The organism is Pseudomonas sp. B21-031, from assembly GCF_024748985.1.
Classification (GTDB): Bacteria; Pseudomonadota; Gammaproteobacteria; order Pseudomonadales; family Pseudomonadaceae; genus Aquipseudomonas; species Aquipseudomonas kermanshahensis.
This window is the reverse complement of the sequence record NZ_CP087181.1, coordinates 1,340,170-1,355,862: the sequence shown is the minus strand read 5'-3', so window position 1 is coordinate 1,355,862 and position 15,693 is coordinate 1,340,170. Positions and strand designations below refer to the sequence as shown.

Sequence of the window (15,693 nt, the reverse complement as noted above, 5' to 3'; positions counted from 1 at the left end):
CTCGTGGCGGTTTTTTCATGCCTGGATCTTCCAGCTGTCACCCAGGCATTCATGCAGGTAGTCCATGAATGCACGCACCTTCGCGGTCATGGCAAAACGATCGGCCAGGCACAGGTAGATATCCATGGGCTCGGTTTGGGCATAGGCCTGGCCGTTGTCGCTGTATTCGAACACAGGCACCAGCGCGCCGGACGCCAGGTACGGCCGCACGATGAACTCAGCCAGCCGCGTGATGCCGCCATCGTGCAGGGCCATCTGCGTCAGGGCGTCGATATCGTCACTGATCAGCACGGTGCCGAAATCCGCTTCAAAACGCAGCCCGTCGCGCATGAAGCCCCACCGCAGGAAGCGGCCGTCGACCGGGTAGCGGAACACCAGGCAGCGGTGCTCGCGCAACGCCTCGGGCGTGGCAGGCACGCCGGCGCTTGCCAAGTAACCGGGAGAGGCGCAGCAGATGAACGGAATACGGGCAATGTGCCTCGCCAGCAGGTGGTCCTCCAGCTGCGGGGCGATGCGCAGGCTGACATCGACGTCCTCGCGTGCATGGTTGACACGTCGATCAGTCGTTACCAACTCTATCGAAAGCTGGGGGTATCGGGCACTGAATGCCGGGATCAAGGGCGCCAGCACATGGCGACCGAAAGCCGAGGTGGAGGCGATGCAGAGGCGGCCCTGAGGCTCGCTGTCGGGGGTGGTGACGGCCAGTTCGGCCTGGGCAAGGTCTCGGTCCACCTGCCTGACCCGCTCGTAGTAGAGCGTGCCGGCGGGGGTCAAAGCCATGCTGCGCGTGGTGCGAGTGAGCAAGCGCACCTGCAGATGCGCTTCGAGGCGTGCGAGGTTCTGGCTCACCGCCGCCGGGCTGAGCCCCAGGCTGCGCGCCCCGGCAGCGATGCTGCCGGCCTCGACTACCTTGATGAAGCTGCGGATGGCATTGAGCAAGTCCATGTCGAGCCCTTGGATTCGTAAGAATCTCTTTATAAAGAACTCAATGACGATGGTCTACAACCCTGCCACCGACGATTGCTAACCTGCGCCTCCACTCATCTTTCTGGAGTTCGCATGAGCAACCTGTCCCCTACGCGCAGCCGGCGCAAACTGCGCCCCAGTGCCACACCGTACGTGTTCGCCTTCTACATGTCGTCGATCATGGCGTTATTGATGTGCTTCGTGATCACTGCGGCCAACGCCGGGGTGAACCCGCAGTATCTGAGCAACGTAATGAAGGCCTACCAACTGGCCATGCCGGTGGCGTTCCTCTGCGTGCTGATGGTCAGGCCGGTGGTGCTACGGCTGGTGGCGATTACCGTTCACCCCCATTAACGCCCCCTCATTGAATCACCACACCCTTTGTAGGAGCAGCCTTGTGCTGCGAAGAGGCCGGTGCAGGTATTGGCTATGTCAGTTGCCTGCACCGGCCTCTTCGCAGCACAAGGCTGCTCCTACAAAAAAAAAGCGGGGCTACGGCTGCGATGCGATGGCCTTCTCGATCGCTGCCCTGAAGGCCGGGTCGTCCGGCTTGGTCAGGCTAGAGAAGCTGCCAATCACCTTGCCCTTGCGGTCCACTACGTATTTGTAGAAATTCCACTTCGGCGCATTGCTCTGGCTCGCCAGCTCGCTGAACAGCGGGATCGCATCCTTGCCACGCACCGACTGGGCCTTGGTCATGGTGAAGGTCACCCCGTAATTGGCGTAGCAGACCTTGGCAATCTTCTCGCTGTCAGCATCCTCCTGCTTGAAATCATTAGAGGGCACACCGAGCATCTCCAAACCCTGCTCGTGGTACTCCTTATACGTCGCCTCAAGCCCCTCGAACTGCGGCGCAAACCCGCAATAGCTGGCGGTGTTGACCACCACCAGCGGCTTGCCGGCAAAGCGCTGGCACAGATCAACCTGCCCTTTGCCACGCAGTTCGGGCAGGCTGCCCTGCAACAAGGCTGGGCAATCCGCAGCCCAGCTCGACGTGGCGGCAAGCAGGGCCAGCACAGGCACCGTCAACCAATGTGCACGCATCGTTCGTTTCTCCCGCAAGACAATCCTTGAACTTGCAGGGTAGCGCTTAACAAACCCCCATGCCCAGTTGCATCAACGCCAACCCACCCTGGTGCCACCCCCACCACACCAGCGCCAGTAGCACGATCGCGGCAACGGCGAGCAACCCTTGGGCCAGGTAGCGTTTCATGCGGCCTGGGCCTGCAGGCGGGCGACCGGGCGTTCACGTACCGGCCAGTTGAGGGCGGCGGCCAGCAGGCTGAGCAGGATCGAAATCTGCCAGACCAGGTCGTAGTTACCCGTGCGGTCGTAGACCACCCCGCCCAACCAGCCGCCCAGGAAGGCGCCCAGCTGATGGAAGAGGAACACGATGCCGCCCAGCATCGACAGGTTGCGCACGCCAAACACCGTCGCCACCGTGCCGTTGGTCAACGGCACGGTAGAGAGCCACAGCAGGCCCATGGCGATGCCGAACAAGTAGGCGCTGAATTGGGTCACAGGCGCCCAGAGGAACAACACGATCACGACTGCGCGGAGCAGATACAGCCCTGTAAGCAGGCGCGGCTTGGACATGCGCCCGCCCAGCCAGCCGGCGGTGAAGGTGCCGACGATGTTGAACAGGCCCACCAGTGCCAACACCGTGGTGCCCGTGGTCGCAGCCAGGTGCTGGTCGACCAGGTAAGCCGGCAGGTGCACGCCGATGAACACCACCTGGAACCCGCAGACGAAAAAGCCCAGCGCCAGCAGCCAGAACCCGGTATGCGAGCAGGCTTCACGCAGGGCCTGACCCAAGGTCTGTTCGACGCCATGGCTGGGCAGCGGGCGGTCACGCAGCAGGCCGACGAAGGGCACGATCAGTGCCACCATCAAGCCCAGGACCAGCAACGCGGCGGACCAACCCAGCCACTCGATCAAGCCAAGCGTGCCGGGCAGCATGGCGAACTGGCCAAACGAACCGGCCGCACTCGCAATGCCCATCGCCATGCTGCGTTTTTCGGCCGGTACAGCGCGCCCAACCACCCCCAGGATGACCGAGAACGAGGTGCCGGAAAGGCCGATGCCGATCAACAGGCCAGCGCTCAACGACAGCGACCAGGCGGAGTCAGCCATCCCCATGAATATCAACCCGGCGGCGTAGAGGATGCCACCGATGATCACCACCCGCGCCGCGCCCACGCGGTCAGCCAAGGCGCCGGCGAACGGTTGTGCCAGCCCCCAGATGAGGTTCTGCAAAGCGATGGCGAAGGCAAACACACCTCGCCCCCAGCCAAAGTCGGCGCTCATCGGCGCCAGGAACAGGCCAAAGCCGTGTCGCACACCCAAGGACAGCGCCAGTATCAACGCTGCCCCCACAAGCACCCACCCGCTGGTTCGCCACACCGAAGTCATTGTCGTTATCTCCAGCACATCGCAAGGTTTTACGGGTATATACCCGCTTATAGTCGCATCAGCTCAAGCCAGTTGTTCCAGCAAGCGCACCAACTCGTCTCGCTGCCCTACGCCCAACCGCTCAACCAGCATCCCTTGGGCCTGCTCCCAGGCCGGGTAAGCCGCTTGCAGCAGCGTCTTGCCGGCTTCGGTCAGCAGCACCACGCGGTTGCGCTGGTCGTCGCCGTCAGCCAAGGCCACCAGGCCATCGGCTTCGAGCACCCGCAGGTTGCGCCCCAAGGTGCTACGTTCGAGGCCCATGGCCTCGGCCAAGGTGGTGATGCTCGGGCGGTCGAGCCGCTGCAAGTGCCGCAACAGGGAAAACTGGGCGACATTGATGCCGAAGCCGGCAAGGGCCTCGTCATAATGCCGGCTCACCCCACGGGCGGCACGACGCAGATGGGTACAGATGCATTCACTGGTCAGCATGGATACGTGTATATACCCGCGTCATGGGTGTTGCAAGAAGTTTCATCAGGATGGACGGCGGCGTGGGAGATCGCGTGCAGGTGATTCAGAGGCCCAGCGCCAACCCCAGCACCACGGTCAGTTCCAGCAACTCGAGCATCGCCCCGGCGGTGTCCCCGGTCGTGCCGCCCAGGCGCCGACACATGAGGCGCCGCAACCAGGCGAACACAGCCACAGCTGCAACCAGCACCCAGCTCGCACCCCAACCGCCCACGGCAAGGCACAGGACTGCACTGGCGAGCAATACCCACCCGGCAGCAGCGCGCGGCAGATGTTCGGCCAGCGCCTGCCCTAGGCCACCGGGGCGTACGTAAGGCGTACACAGGAACAAGCCCAGCATCGCCGCACGCCCCACCACCGGCGCCAGCAGCAGTTCAAGGCCTGCCCCACGCTCGACCAGTACCCACAACGCACAGAACTTCAGCAACAGCACCAGCACCAAGGTCACCACGGCGATCGGCCCGCTGCGCGGATCTTTCATGATCCGCAGCGTGCGCTCTCGGTCGCCGAAACCACCCAGCCAGGCATCGGCGCTGTCGGCCAACCCGTCCAGGTGCAGGGCGCCGCTGAGTAACACCCACAGCGCCAGCAGCAACGCCGCGTGCAAAGGCGCGGGCGTGCCGTGCAGCAGAAGGCTGGCCAGCCACAGCAGCAGCCCGAACAGCAGCCCGACCAGCGGGTAGAACAGCAGCGAACGCCCGAGTTCACGCGGCGCCGGCATGCCCGGCAAGCTCACGGGCAAGCTGCTGAGAAACTGCAGGGCAATCCAGAACGGCAGCATGTCAGTGCGCCTCGCCCAACTGACCGTCGTCGCGCAGCACCAGGCGCACCAATGCGCCGTGGGCAACTTCCACCTGCAGCAACTGCTCCCTGGGCAGGCCACGTGCACGGGCCAGCAACAGGCGCATCACCCCGCCGTGGGTGACCAGCAGTACGCGCTTGCCGGCATGCTGCTGGCTCAAGCGCTCGACGCCCGCCAGTACCCGTTCGGCAAACGCACTGACCGGTTCGCCATTGGGCGGGGTATAGCCATAAGGGTCGGCCCAGAAGCGCCCCAGCGCATCGGCCTGGTCTTCCATGATCTGCGCCGCGCTGCGGCCTTCCCAGTCACCGAAATGCAGCTCCTGCAAAGCGGCCTCACGCTGTACCGGCAGGTGCAGGCGTGCACCCAGCTCATCGGCAAAACGCGCACAGCGCTGCAGCGGCGAGCTGACCAGCACCTGCCAAGGGCCCGCTTCGGCGACCGCGCTGCGCATCTGCGCCCAGCCCTTTTCAGTCAGCGCATCGTCAAGGCTGCCACGCAAGCCGCCCTGCTCCGTTTCGCCGTGGCGCAACAGGTCGAGGATCATGCCGGGCGGTCCGCCACGGCCGCTTCGGCAAACGTCGCCATCTGCCCGTGCAGCGCGCAGGCCAGGCGCAACAAGGGGACCGCCAGGGCGGCACCGCTGCCCTCGCCCAGGCGCAGGCCCAGCGCCAGCATCGGCTCGGCCTGCAACGCTTCGAGCAAGGCCTTGTGCCCTGGCTCCGCGCCCTGGTGGGCAAACAGCAGCCATGCCCGGCATTGCGGGTTGAGGCGTACCGCCACCAGCGCAGCAACACTGCAGATAAAGCCGTCCACCAGCACTGCGACGCCCTCTTGCGCGCAGGCGATGTAAGCGCCCGCCAAGGCAGCGATCTCGAAACCGCCGACACAGGCCAGCGCCTGCAGCGGGTCGTCAGCGCGCAGGCCATGCAGGATCAGCGCACGCTCGATGACTTCGGCTTTGTGCCGCACACCGGCGTTGTCCAGGCCAGTGCCTGGGCCGCTCAACTCACGCGCTGGGCAGCCCAGCAAGTTACTGGCCAGGGCGGCAGCAGCGGTCGTGTTACCGATGCCCATTTCACCACCGATGAACAACTGCGCGCCCTGTTCAGCGGCCCGCAATGCGCTGTCGCGGCCGGCCTGCAAGGCGGACTGCAACTGGGCTTCGGTCATCGCTGGCTGGCGGGCGAAGTTGGCGGTGCCGGCGCCCAGGCGCAGATGCCGCACACCGGGCAGCGCCAGGCTGGGGTCGATGGTGCCGAGGTCGACCACTTCCAGGCTGGCCTGCAGCTGGCGCGCCAACACGCTGATCGCCGCGCCGCCGCCGACGAAGTTGCGCAGCATTTGCCCGGTCACGGCTTGCGGGTAGGCCGAAATGCCCTCCTCTACCACACCGTGGTCACCGGCGAAGATCGTGATCGCCAGCTGGTCCACCGCTGGCCGCTCACGGCCTTGCAGGCCCGCCAGGTGCACGGCCAGGCCTTCCAGTTGGCCGAGCGAACCGGCAGGTTTGGTCAGCTGTTGCTGACGGGCGCGGGCCTGGTCCATGGCGGCGTTGTCGAGGGGTTGGCAGGCATCACGCCACCAGGCTTGAGTCATAGTGCAGGTCCTTTGAGCATAAGGGGCAGGCCAGCCACGGTCAGCACCACGCGCTGACAGCGTTCAGCAACGGCCTGGTGTAGCCAGCCGGCCTGGTCGACATAACGCCGGGTCAGTTCACCCATGGGCACCACGCCCAGGCCGGTTTCGTTGCTGACCAAGATAACCGTGCCAGGCAACTGCGCCAGGCAGTCGAGCAGCGCATCGCGCTCCTCGGCCAGGCGCTGGTCGTTGTCGAGCATCAGCAGGTTGGTCAGCCACAGGGTCAGGCAATCCACCAACAGGCAGCGCCCTTCGGCCGCTTCGCGGCGCAGCACTGCCGCCAGTGCCAGGGGTTCTTCGATCAACCCCCAGTCAGCGGGCCGGCGCTGGCGATGCAAGCGCACGCGTTCGTTCATTTCGCCGTCCAGCGGCTCGCTGGTGGCGATGTAGGTGACCGGCAGGCCGCTGTCGCTGGCCAGCTGTTCGGCCAGGCGGCTCTTGCCAGAGCGGGCGCCGCCGAGGATCAGGTTGAGCATTTCAGGCGACTCCACACAGCGTGCGCAGGTGCGCGGTGTCCAGGTGTTTTTCCACCAGGTCCGCCAGGCGTTCGATGTCACGCTCGCGCAGGGCCTGGTAGTCGATGGCCTGGGCATCGGCCAGCCCCGCCCAGCGCAGCAGCGCGGCGCACGACTGGCTGCCTTCGAACAGACCATGCAGGTAAGTGGCGAGAATCTGCCCATCGGCGCTGATGGCGCCGTCGCAGCGGCCATCGTCCAGCTGCACGGCGGGGCGTTCCAGGGCGGGGCCCTGAGTGACGCCAGCATGGATCTCATAGCCAGAAACCGGCGCGTTTTCCAGGGTCACGGTACCGGCAACGTTGCGCAGTTGCTTGTCGGCCTCCAGCACCGTGACGTAGTCCAGCAGGCCCAGCCCAGGGCTGGAGCCCGCCGGCCCTTCCAGGCCCAGCGGATCGTGCACCTGAGCCCCGAGCATCTGCAGGCCGCCGCAGATGCCGATGAGCTTGCCGCCATAGCGCAAGTGGCGGGCAATGGCGGTATCCCAGCCCCGCTCGCGCAGTTGCGCCAGGTCGCCCCGCACGCTTTTCGAGCCAGGCAGAATGATCAGGTCGGCAGGCGGTATCGGCTGGCCCGGCCCGATGAACTGCAAATCCACTTGCGGGTGCAGGCGCAGCGGGTCGAAGTCGGTGTGATTGCTGATGCGCGGCAGCACCGGCACGATGACCTTCAGTACGCGCTCCCCTTTGGCCACCTGGCGCACATCGATGCCGTCCTCGGCCTCCAGGTGCAGGTCTGTGACATACGGCAACACGCCCAGCACCGGCTTGCCGGTACGCGCTTCGAGCCAGTCCAGCCCAGGCTGCAGCAAGGCGATGTCACCGCGGAAGCGGTTGATGACGAAGCCTTTGACCCGCGCCTGCTCACTCGGCGACAGCAGCTCCAGCGTGCCCACGAGGTGAGCGAACACCCCACCGCGGTTGATGTCAGCCACCAGGATCACCGGGCAGTCGACCGCTTCGGCAAAGCCCATGTTGGCGATGTCGCCGGCACGCAGGTTGATCTCTGCCGGCGAGCCCGCACCTTCGACCATCACCACCGGGTACGCGGCGCTCAGGCGCCGGTGCGACGCCAGCACCGCTTGCATGGCGATGGCCTTGTAGTCGTGATAAGCCACTGCATTCATGCTGGTGACCGCGCGACCGTGAATGATCACCTGGGCGCCAGTGTCGCTGTTGGGTTTGAGCAGCACCGGGTTCATGTCGGTGTGCGGTGCCAGCCGACATGCCTGGGCCTGCACGGCCTGGGCCCGGCCGATTTCGCCACCGTCGGCGGTCACTGCGCTGTTCAGCGCCATGTTCTGCGGTTTGAACGGCACCACGTCGACACCCTGGCGCAAAAGCCAGCGGCACAGCGCGGTCACCAGCGTGCTTTTGCCGGCATCGGAGGTGGTGCCTTGCACCATGAGCGTGGTCATGCCGTTTCCTTTTGATAGTCGGTCAGGGCCTGGGCCAGGCGCTGTTCGTCCGCCGCACTGGCAGGCAAGCCCAAGCGCACGGCGGCAGGCTGCTCGAACAGGCGCACCAGGATGCCGCGCCGGGCAAGAAAGTCATGCAGGTGCGCGGCACGCTCGCTGCGCACGTACTGGAACAGGTCGCAGCCGCCGCTCGGCGCCAACCCAGTGCTGTGCAACAGCGCAGCGAGGCGCTGGCTGCTGGCGGCGCAGCGCTCGATCTGCACCTGGTGGGCAATGTGGTCGGCAAAACAGGCTTGGGCCAGCACCCGCGTGGGGCCGCTGACAGTCCAAGGGCCGAGCAACTCAGCCAGCCGCTGCAGTACGCTGGGCTCAGCCGCAACAACCCCCAAACGCACACCGGCCAAGCCAAAGAACTTACCAAACGAGCGCAGCACGATCAGGCCAGGCCGCTCGGCGCAGTCGACCACGCTGTGGGCGGGAGTGTTGTCCATGAACGCCTCGTCGACCACCAGCCAGCCCCCACGCACCGCCAGTCGCCCATGCCAGTCGAGCAGGCGCTCCCGGCTGACCTGGCAGCCGGTCGGGTTGTTGGGGTTGACCAGCACCAGCACATCGAGGCTGTCGAGCGCGCCTTCCACCTGGGCTTCATCCAGTTCGATCAATGTGTGCCCTGCCCGTTGCCAGGCATAAGGGTGCTCGGCATAGCATGGGGTCAACACACCGACCCGGCCCGCCGGGCGCAGCAATGGCAAGGCCTGGATCGCGGCCTGCGAGCCAGCCACCGCCAACAGCTGGCGTGTGCCGTAATACTGCCGAGCGGCTTCTTCCAGGCCGTCTTCGGTCTCTGGCAGACGCGCCCAGGCGTCGAGTGGAATCGGCGGGATCGGGTAAGGCCAAGGGGCAATGCCGCTGGACAGGTCGAGCCAATGTTCGCGCGCGATCCCGTAGTGACGCACCGCACGCAGCAGACGACCACCGTGTTCAAGCATTCCAGTAAGCTCCCAGGCAAATCAGCAGTACCCACAGCCACACACCCCGCTGCACCAGGGTCCAGCCACGCTCGATAGCATCGGCATCGGCCATGGGCCCTTCGCCCAGGCGCGGCCGCTCGTGCAGCTCACCGTGATACACCGCCGGGCCGCCCAGCTCGACCCCCAGCGCGCCGGCACCTGCCGCCATCACGGGGCCGGCGTTGGGGCTGTCCCACAGGGGCCCTTGGTTGCGCCAGCAGGCCAGGGCCAGGCGGGTTTTGCCGAGCAGCGCGTAGGTCAGCGCCACCAGCCTTGCGGGAATATAGTTGAGCACATCGTCGATGCGTGCCGCGCACCAGCCAAACCGCTCGAAGCGTTCGTTGCGATAGCCCCACATGGCATCCAGGGTATTGCTCAAGCGGTACAACACCACGCCGGGCGCGCCCGCCACCACGAACCAGAACAGCGCGGCGAACACCGCATCGCTGCCGTTTTCCAGCACCGACTCGGTGGCTGCCCTGGCCACGGCGGGCTCGTCCAGCTCGCGGGTTTCGCGGCTGACCAAGTAGCCGACGCGCCGCCGCGCCTCTTCCAGGTCACCCTGGCGCAATGCGTTCGCCACCGGCAGCACGTGCTCGCCGAGGCTACGCAGGCCCAACGCGCAGTACAGCGCCAGCACGTCGACCAGCCAGCCGATGTACGGCAGCCAGGACAGGATCAGTGCAACCAGGGTCAGCGGCACCACCGCGAGGAACCAGGCGCTCACGCCGTGGCTGCGCCAACCGCGCCCTCCGGCATTCAGGCGACGCTCCAGGTTGGCGGCCATGTTGCCGAACGCCACCAGTGGATGACGCCGCTGCGGCTCGCCCAGCAAGGCATCCAGGGCCACCCCGGCCACGGTTAGCAAGGCAACGCTCATGGCTGCTCTCCCCATTGGTTGTGATACAGCAGGTCACTCAAGGGGCGTTCTTCTGCCCAGTTTTCCAGCACCAGCATCGGGGCTGGGTAAAATTCGGTCACAGGCCCCAGGCACAGCACCGCCACCGGCTTGGCCCCAGCCGGCATGCCCAGCAGTTCGGCCAATGCCACGGGGTCGAACAGCGATACCCAGCCCATCCCCAGGCCCTCGGCACGTGCCGCCAGCCACAGGTTCTGGATGGCGCAGGCCAGCGAGGCGAGGTCCATTTCCGGCAAGGTACGGCGGCCAAAGATGTGCGGCTCGCGCTGGTCCATCAACGCGGCCACCAGCAGTTCGGCGCAATCGTTGATGCCTTCGACCTTGAGCGTCATGAACGCATCGGCGCGCTCACCCAATGCGTCGGCAGTGCGTAGCCGCTCTTCCTCGACCAATGCCTGGATGCGCGTGCGCAGGTCGCGCTGGGTGATGCGAATGAACCGCCAGGGCTGCATCAGCCCGACGCTCGGTGCCTGATGCGCCGCGGCCAACAGGCGGGCGAGCAGCGCAGGGGCCACCTCGCCACCGGCAAAATGGCGCATGTCGCGGCGTTCGCCGATGGCCCGGTACAGCGCGGCGCGTTCGGCGTCGCTGAAAGCGTGTTCGCTCATGGTCGCAACAGCGCCGCCGCCGCGTCCGGGTTGGAGGGGAAGTAGAAGTGCACGTAGGAAGCCGTCAGGCGGCCCAGGCGATACACCGCCTCGTTGCCACGCCCGCCATTAGGGCTCAGCCCCCGGGCGATCGGCGTCAGCTCGGTGTTGGTGAGCGAGTGATGGTAGGTGTGGCCACGCAGGGTGCCTTCGGGCAGTTCCACTGCCTGCAAGGCCAGTGCCGCCAGGCGCTTCTGCATGGTCGCCTCGCCCGTCAGCAAGCCGAGCAGTTCGGCACGTTCACCCGCTACGTCGGTCAGTGCGTCGAGCAGGTAAAGCATGCCGCCACACTCGGCCAGCAACGGCTTGCCCTGGGCATGATGGTCACGGATCGCCGCGCACATCGGCGCATTGGCCGCCAGTGCGTGGTGGTGCAGTTCCGGATAGCCGCCCGGCAAGTACAGGCTGTCCACATCGGGCAGTTCGCGGTCGTGCAGCGGCGAGAAGAACACCAGTTGCGCGCCGAGGTTGCGCAGCAGGTCGATATTGGCACCATAGAGGAAGGCAAACGCCTCGTCCCGCGCCACGCCAATGCGTACACCAGCCAATGAAACGGCGGCCGGCTGCAGTTGCGGTTCGGCAAACGCAACAGGCGGTGGTAAAGCGGCATCACAACTGGCACCCAGCGCTTCGGCCGCAGCATCCAGGCGGGCGTCCAGGTCATTCAGCTCGCTGGCCTGGACCAAGCCCAGGTGGCGGCTGGGCAGTTCGATACCGCGCTCACGCGACAGGCCGCCGTACCAGCGCAACCCTTCGGTCAGGCTGCCTTCTAGCAGCTGCGCATGGCGCAAGCTGCCGACCCGGTTGGCCAGCACGCCGGCGAATGGCAGGTCGGCCTGGTAACGCGCCAGCCCCAGGGCCAAGGCGCCAAAGGTCTGGGCCATGGCCGTGCCGTCGATCACCGCCAGCACCGGCACGCCGAAATGGCGCGCCAGGTCGGCGCTCGACGGGGTACCGTCGAACAGGCCCATGACCCCTTCGATCAAAATCAGGTCGGCCTCAGCGGCTGCTTCCCACAGCAGGCGACGGCTTTCCTGCGCGCCGATCATCCACAGGTCGAGCTGGTAGACCGGTGCGCCGCTGGCACGTTCCAGGATCATCGGGTCGAGAAAATCAGGCCCACATTTGAACACCCGGACCTTACGCCCGAGGTTACGGTGCAGCCGGGCCAAGGCTGCGGTCACAGTGGTCTTACCCTGGCCGGAAGCCGGCGCCGCGATCAACACGGCCGGGCAATGTCGCAGTTCACTCACAGTTCAACGCCCTTCTGCGCACGGATACCCGCCTGGAAGGCGTGCTTGAGCATGCCCATTTCGGTGACGGTATCGGCCAGTTCGATCATTTCAGGCTTGGCCGCGCGGCCGGTGACGATCACATGCTGCATCGGCGGGCGAGCCTGGATGTCGGAGAGCACCTGATCGAGGTCGAGGTAGCCATGCTTGAGCGCGATGTTCAGTTCATCGAGCACCACGAACTGCACGGTCGGGTCTTGCAGCAACTGGCGCGACACAGCCCAGGCGGCTTCAGCGGCGGCGATGTCGCGCTGGCGGTCCTGGGTCTCCCAGGTGAAGCCCTCACCCATCACGTGGTAGCGCACCTGCTCGGGGAAGCGCCGGAAAAACAGCTCTTCGCCTGTGCTGTTGCGGCCTTTGATGAACTGCACCACGCCGCACTGCATGCCGTGGCCCAGGGCGCGGGCGAGCATGCCGAAGGCCGAGCTGCTCTTGCCCTTGCCGTTGCCGGTCAGCACCAACAACAGGCCGCATTCATTGGGGGAATTGGCGATGCGCTCGTCGATAACCGCCTTTTTGCGCTGCATGCGCGCCAGGTGGCGTTCGTCGCGTTCGGTGGGTTCGCTCATCAGGGTTCTCCGCAGGCTGACGCCACGCGAGAAGCGGCGACAGGTCGATAGGCAGGCAGACGGAGAACGCGCAGGAGCCGTGGCTGGACGCCACGGTGCACCGCGCATCACCCTCCGTGATGCCGTTGGCTGAATCAGGCCGGTCTCCGGGCTTGTGAGCGGGCCTTGGCCCACGCCTGCGCGCCTTCCCGGATGCTGGCATCCAGTGGCTGTGCGCGACATTTGACTCACTTACCGTTGCGGGGGCAGCGCCGGGCTCGCGCCTTTGCTGGCGCCCACCGGCTTCCCAGTTTCACCCTGCCCAGACGGGGCTGGCAGGGCACCTGAAACACGCGCGAAGGTTAGAGGGTTGGGGCGGGAGCGTCAATCGAACGCGCCCGCCTTTGGCGCACCGGTGGGGCTCAATTTGCGACATTATTCAGGAAAGAACCGCGTCACCAGCGCCGGCGTCCTGATGTGCGCCGTGTAGGCCGCCAGGTCGAAGGCCAGCCCTGTGCGCAGGTCGTAAACCGGCCCCAGGGCAGGCTTGAGGGTCTGCTTCAGGGTGACCTTGATGAAGCGATAGTACTCGCCATAGACCTGCTGCAAGGCATCGATGCGGAAGTAGTTGCCAGGCAGGAACAGCGTTTCGGCCTCTTCGGAATACGACGAAAAGGCGCTGATCGGCGTTGCGCTGTGGTAGTCCCCGGCAGGCAGCTCGAACACCACCGAACTGTCATCGAACAAGCCTGGCACGCCGCCCGGCACGTTCGGGTAATGCAGGCAGGCAAACTCCGCAGCCATGTAGGGGTTCTCGGTGAACGAGGTAAAGTCTGTGTTGACCAGCACATCGCCAACCCGCAGCTCACCGTTTCGGTAACGCTCACCACCGGTGCGGCGCGAGCGGTGCCCCCCTCGGTACAACCTCACCTGATTATTTTTAGGCAACTGTTCGAGGCTATCGGCAAGGTCGGCAATATAGTCATCCTCATCGCCATACCGGTAGCTCCCCGAGCGGAACACATCGTTCACTTTCGACTCATCGCTGGTGTAGTAGTCGACCAGTGCGTTGAAGTACTCCGGGCCGTAGTGATACGAGTAGTGCGTGCGGCCCGCGACCTTGACGCAGTCCAGGTTGCGCTCATCGAGGTCCGGCGCCCGCCCACGGGGCAGTTCGACGACAGGCCAGGACGCCAATAACGCCTTCTGCCGCTCAAGCGCGAATTCACCCAGCTTCTTGCTCTGCGGGCCGTTCGCCAACGTATAGGTATCCCAGAACGGTGAGCTGGTGCTCGGCATCCCTTCAACGGCCAAGGGTGTCCCCCCCAGCAATCGGGGCGGCGCCAGCACTTCCCACTCCCCGGCCTGGTTCAGACGCACCGGGTGCAGCGGGCTGAAGGCAAACGGGTTATCTGCCGAAACCACCAACCACACGGCCAGCTCATGGCTGTAACGCACGCGATAGGGCAAACCTTGCACATTGATCCAGCAACTGCCGTCGTCATTGACGTGAATGCCGCGCAAGCGGCCCTCCTCGCCCGGCTCCCCGGTCAGCACGGTATTGGCGCCCTGCAACTCCTCCGGCAAGGCCGAAGCAGTCGTCGGTTGCCAGCGCCCCAATGAAAGGGTCGTTTCATGGGGCGGTGCTTGATACGCCAGCGAGGCAAAGCTCGCCTGGAAGCTGATATCGACCAGGTTCATGCTGGCGAATACGCTTTCGAGCATCGCCGAGCGCAGGGCATCCTTGCGGCTCTGTTCATCACCCGCGTGCAAAGCAGCGTCCACATCCAGCGCCACCTTGCCAACACTGGCCCCCAGCAGCATCAGCGTGACCGGCCAGCCCAACGGCGCAAAACCACCAAACACCCCCAGGAACGCCGCCAGATACCCACTGCACATGGCCTTGCGCAGCCCGGCATTGGTTTGCATCAGTTGCGCATTGCCCTGCATTTCGAGCCTGGCCTGTTCGACCAGGTAAGTAAAAAGGGTCGTGCCAAGCCGCCGCTTGAACAACGTCAGGGCAATCAACGCCGCTTCGTTCGAACGGCTGTCGGCAATACCTTGCAGGTGCACCTTGATCAACCGCCTGGCGGTGGTATCACGTGGATTGCTATGGGCTCCCGCCACGAAGGCATCGAGGGTGTCTTTGGACTGCAACTGCGTGCGTATCCAACTCACCATCGCGAATTCGGAGTCAAAGCCCTTGAGGGTCCTTTCTGCCCACGGCATATAGGCCATGACGCGCCCATCGGGCGCACTCAGGCTGAACAAACACCAGCGATCCGTTTCACCGAACACATAGCGGTGGACCGTTATCTCGCTGCGCGTGGCGTCCTGCTCGAGAACCTCCAGGGTCGGCAATTCACCATTAGGCAAGGCGTCGGTCACCATCCCCCGCAAGCGCAGCCAATCTGCCTGCGAGATTGCGCCATCCGCCAATGCCACGGCACCTTGCCCCAACAGATTGGTTTTGGCCAGCACCCGGAAATGATCGCCATAATGGGACCAGAAGCGCTGGACTTGCGCACGATAGGCAACCGCGAAGTCCAGCGCCCACAGGTCTTTTTGCACGTCACTGCCCAGCATCGGCACTTCGTTGCGCTCGTCGTAAAACGGCGCATGGGGCCCCTGCCGGTAAAACCCGCCACGCATGTCGAGCTCGTCACTGGCATCCTGGAAGTACAGGTCGAAGCGGTCGATTACCAGTTCGTGCATCAACATCGACTTCTGCGGCGGATGGCTGTGTTGCCAACCGGTTTTACTGAGGCTGCTGGAGTTCTCGTTATTGAACTGGTGCCACCAGACGAAGCGAGGGTCAATTCGCCTGCCCGTGTGTTTTTGCAGAATGCGCGCAGCCTGCTGGCTCGCCAGCGCGTAAGGGTCGGGGTAATCCCGCACCACGTCATCCACCAGCCGGACCAGCGGCCGCGCAGCATCGAATGCCTCGAGGCTGCGAATCACCCTTGCTTTTATATCCGTCATGGCCCACTCCAGGCGCTAGAAATCGGGCGTTCATC

17 protein-coding genes and 1 riboswitch are annotated in these 15,693 nt (G+C 65.1%); of the genes, 1 reads left to right on the top strand and 16 read right to left on the bottom strand.

What is annotated here, in order from left to right; translation table 11 throughout:
- Positions 1-15: 15 nt before the first annotated feature.
- Positions 16-945, bottom strand: coding sequence for a LysR family transcriptional regulator (locus tag LOY53_RS06175; protein WP_252826981.1), 930 nt, complete (start codon positions 943-945; stop codon positions 16-18).
- A gap of 114 nt (positions 946-1,059) precedes the next feature.
- Here LOY53_RS06175 and LOY53_RS06170 point away from each other — a divergent pair, with 114 nt between their 5' ends.
- On the top strand, positions 1,060-1,320 hold the full coding sequence (locus tag LOY53_RS06170; RefSeq protein WP_258703718.1) for a DUF2798 domain-containing protein: 261 nt from the start codon (positions 1,060-1,062) through the stop codon (positions 1,318-1,320).
- 138 nt (positions 1,321-1,458) lie between these two features.
- Here LOY53_RS06170 and LOY53_RS06165 read toward each other — a convergent pair whose 3' ends face one another.
- The 15 genes from LOY53_RS06165 to LOY53_RS06095 all read right to left on the bottom strand — a co-directional run bounded on the left by LOY53_RS06165 (position 1,459) and on the right by LOY53_RS06095 (position 15,658).
- Positions 1,459-2,010, bottom strand: a complete 552-nt coding sequence (locus tag LOY53_RS06165) for a glutathione peroxidase (protein WP_252826979.1) — start codon at positions 2,008-2,010, stop codon at positions 1,459-1,461.
- Between the two features lie 46 nt (positions 2,011-2,056).
- On the bottom strand, positions 2,057-2,179 hold the full coding sequence (locus LOY53_RS06160; protein ID WP_258703717.1) for a hypothetical protein: 123 nt from the start codon (positions 2,177-2,179) through the stop codon (positions 2,057-2,059).
- Entirely contained in the window at positions 2,176-3,378 is a 1,203-nt protein-coding gene (locus LOY53_RS06155; protein ID WP_408981351.1) for an MFS transporter, read from the bottom strand. The genes LOY53_RS06160 and LOY53_RS06155 overlap by 4 nt, the downstream gene beginning before the upstream one ends.
- Positions 3,379-3,441: 63 nt before the next feature.
- Entirely contained in the window at positions 3,442-3,846 is a 405-nt protein-coding gene (locus tag LOY53_RS06150; protein ID WP_252826978.1) for a MarR family winged helix-turn-helix transcriptional regulator, read from the bottom strand.
- Positions 3,847-3,931: 85 nt separating this feature from the next.
- A complete protein-coding gene (locus tag LOY53_RS06145) occupies positions 3,932-4,666 on the bottom strand; it encodes an adenosylcobinamide-GDP ribazoletransferase (protein ID WP_252826977.1) in 735 nt (244 codons plus the stop codon).
- Between the two features lies 1 nt (position 4,667).
- Positions 4,668-5,234, bottom strand: coding sequence for an alpha-ribazole phosphatase family protein (cobC, locus tag LOY53_RS06140; protein WP_027595872.1), 567 nt, complete (start codon positions 5,232-5,234; stop codon positions 4,668-4,670).
- Positions 5,231-6,286: a nicotinate-nucleotide--dimethylbenzimidazole phosphoribosyltransferase gene (cobT, locus tag LOY53_RS06135; protein WP_258703716.1), complete on the bottom strand. Its 1,056-nt coding sequence runs from the start codon at positions 6,284-6,286 to the stop codon at positions 5,231-5,233. The genes cobC and cobT overlap by 4 nt, the downstream gene beginning before the upstream one ends.
- Positions 6,283-6,804, bottom strand: coding sequence for a bifunctional adenosylcobinamide kinase/adenosylcobinamide-phosphate guanylyltransferase (gene cobU / locus LOY53_RS06130; protein WP_099428517.1), 522 nt, complete (start codon positions 6,802-6,804; stop codon positions 6,283-6,285). The genes cobT and cobU overlap by 4 nt, the downstream gene beginning before the upstream one ends.
- Before the next feature lies 1 nt (position 6,805).
- Positions 6,806-8,260 carry a cobyric acid synthase gene (locus LOY53_RS06125; protein ID WP_252826975.1) on the bottom strand — a complete coding sequence of 485 codons (1,455 nt, stop codon included), beginning with the start codon at positions 8,258-8,260 and terminating at the stop codon, positions 6,806-6,808.
- Positions 8,257-9,249 (bottom strand): threonine-phosphate decarboxylase CobD, encoded by a 993-nt coding sequence (gene cobD / locus LOY53_RS06120; RefSeq protein WP_252826974.1) that lies wholly within the window; start codon positions 9,247-9,249, stop codon positions 8,257-8,259. The genes LOY53_RS06125 and cobD overlap by 4 nt, the downstream gene beginning before the upstream one ends.
- On the bottom strand, positions 9,242-10,150 hold the full coding sequence (cbiB, locus tag LOY53_RS06115; RefSeq protein WP_258703715.1) for an adenosylcobinamide-phosphate synthase CbiB: 909 nt from the start codon (positions 10,148-10,150) through the stop codon (positions 9,242-9,244). Before cbiB ends, cobD begins: the two co-directional genes overlap by 8 nt.
- Entirely contained in the window at positions 10,147-10,797 is a 651-nt protein-coding gene (gene bluB / locus LOY53_RS06110) for a 5,6-dimethylbenzimidazole synthase (protein WP_027595866.1), read from the bottom strand. Before bluB ends, cbiB begins: the two co-directional genes overlap by 4 nt.
- A complete protein-coding gene (locus tag LOY53_RS06105) occupies positions 10,794-12,089 on the bottom strand; it encodes a cobyrinate a,c-diamide synthase (protein WP_252826972.1) in 1,296 nt (431 codons plus the stop codon). The genes bluB and LOY53_RS06105 overlap by 4 nt, the downstream gene beginning before the upstream one ends.
- Entirely contained in the window at positions 12,086-12,697 is a 612-nt protein-coding gene (cobO, locus tag LOY53_RS06100; protein WP_027595864.1) for a cob(I)yrinic acid a,c-diamide adenosyltransferase, read from the bottom strand. Before cobO ends, LOY53_RS06105 begins: the two co-directional genes overlap by 4 nt.
- Positions 12,698-12,816: 119 nt before the next feature.
- Positions 12,817-13,039, bottom strand: a riboswitch (cobalamin riboswitch).
- A gap of 72 nt (positions 13,040-13,111) precedes the next feature.
- Complete coding sequence (locus LOY53_RS06095) at positions 13,112-15,658, bottom strand: dermonecrotic toxin domain-containing protein (RefSeq protein ID WP_258703714.1); 2,547 nt, start codon at positions 15,656-15,658, stop codon at positions 13,112-13,114.
- Positions 15,659-15,693: the final 35 nt, after the last annotated feature.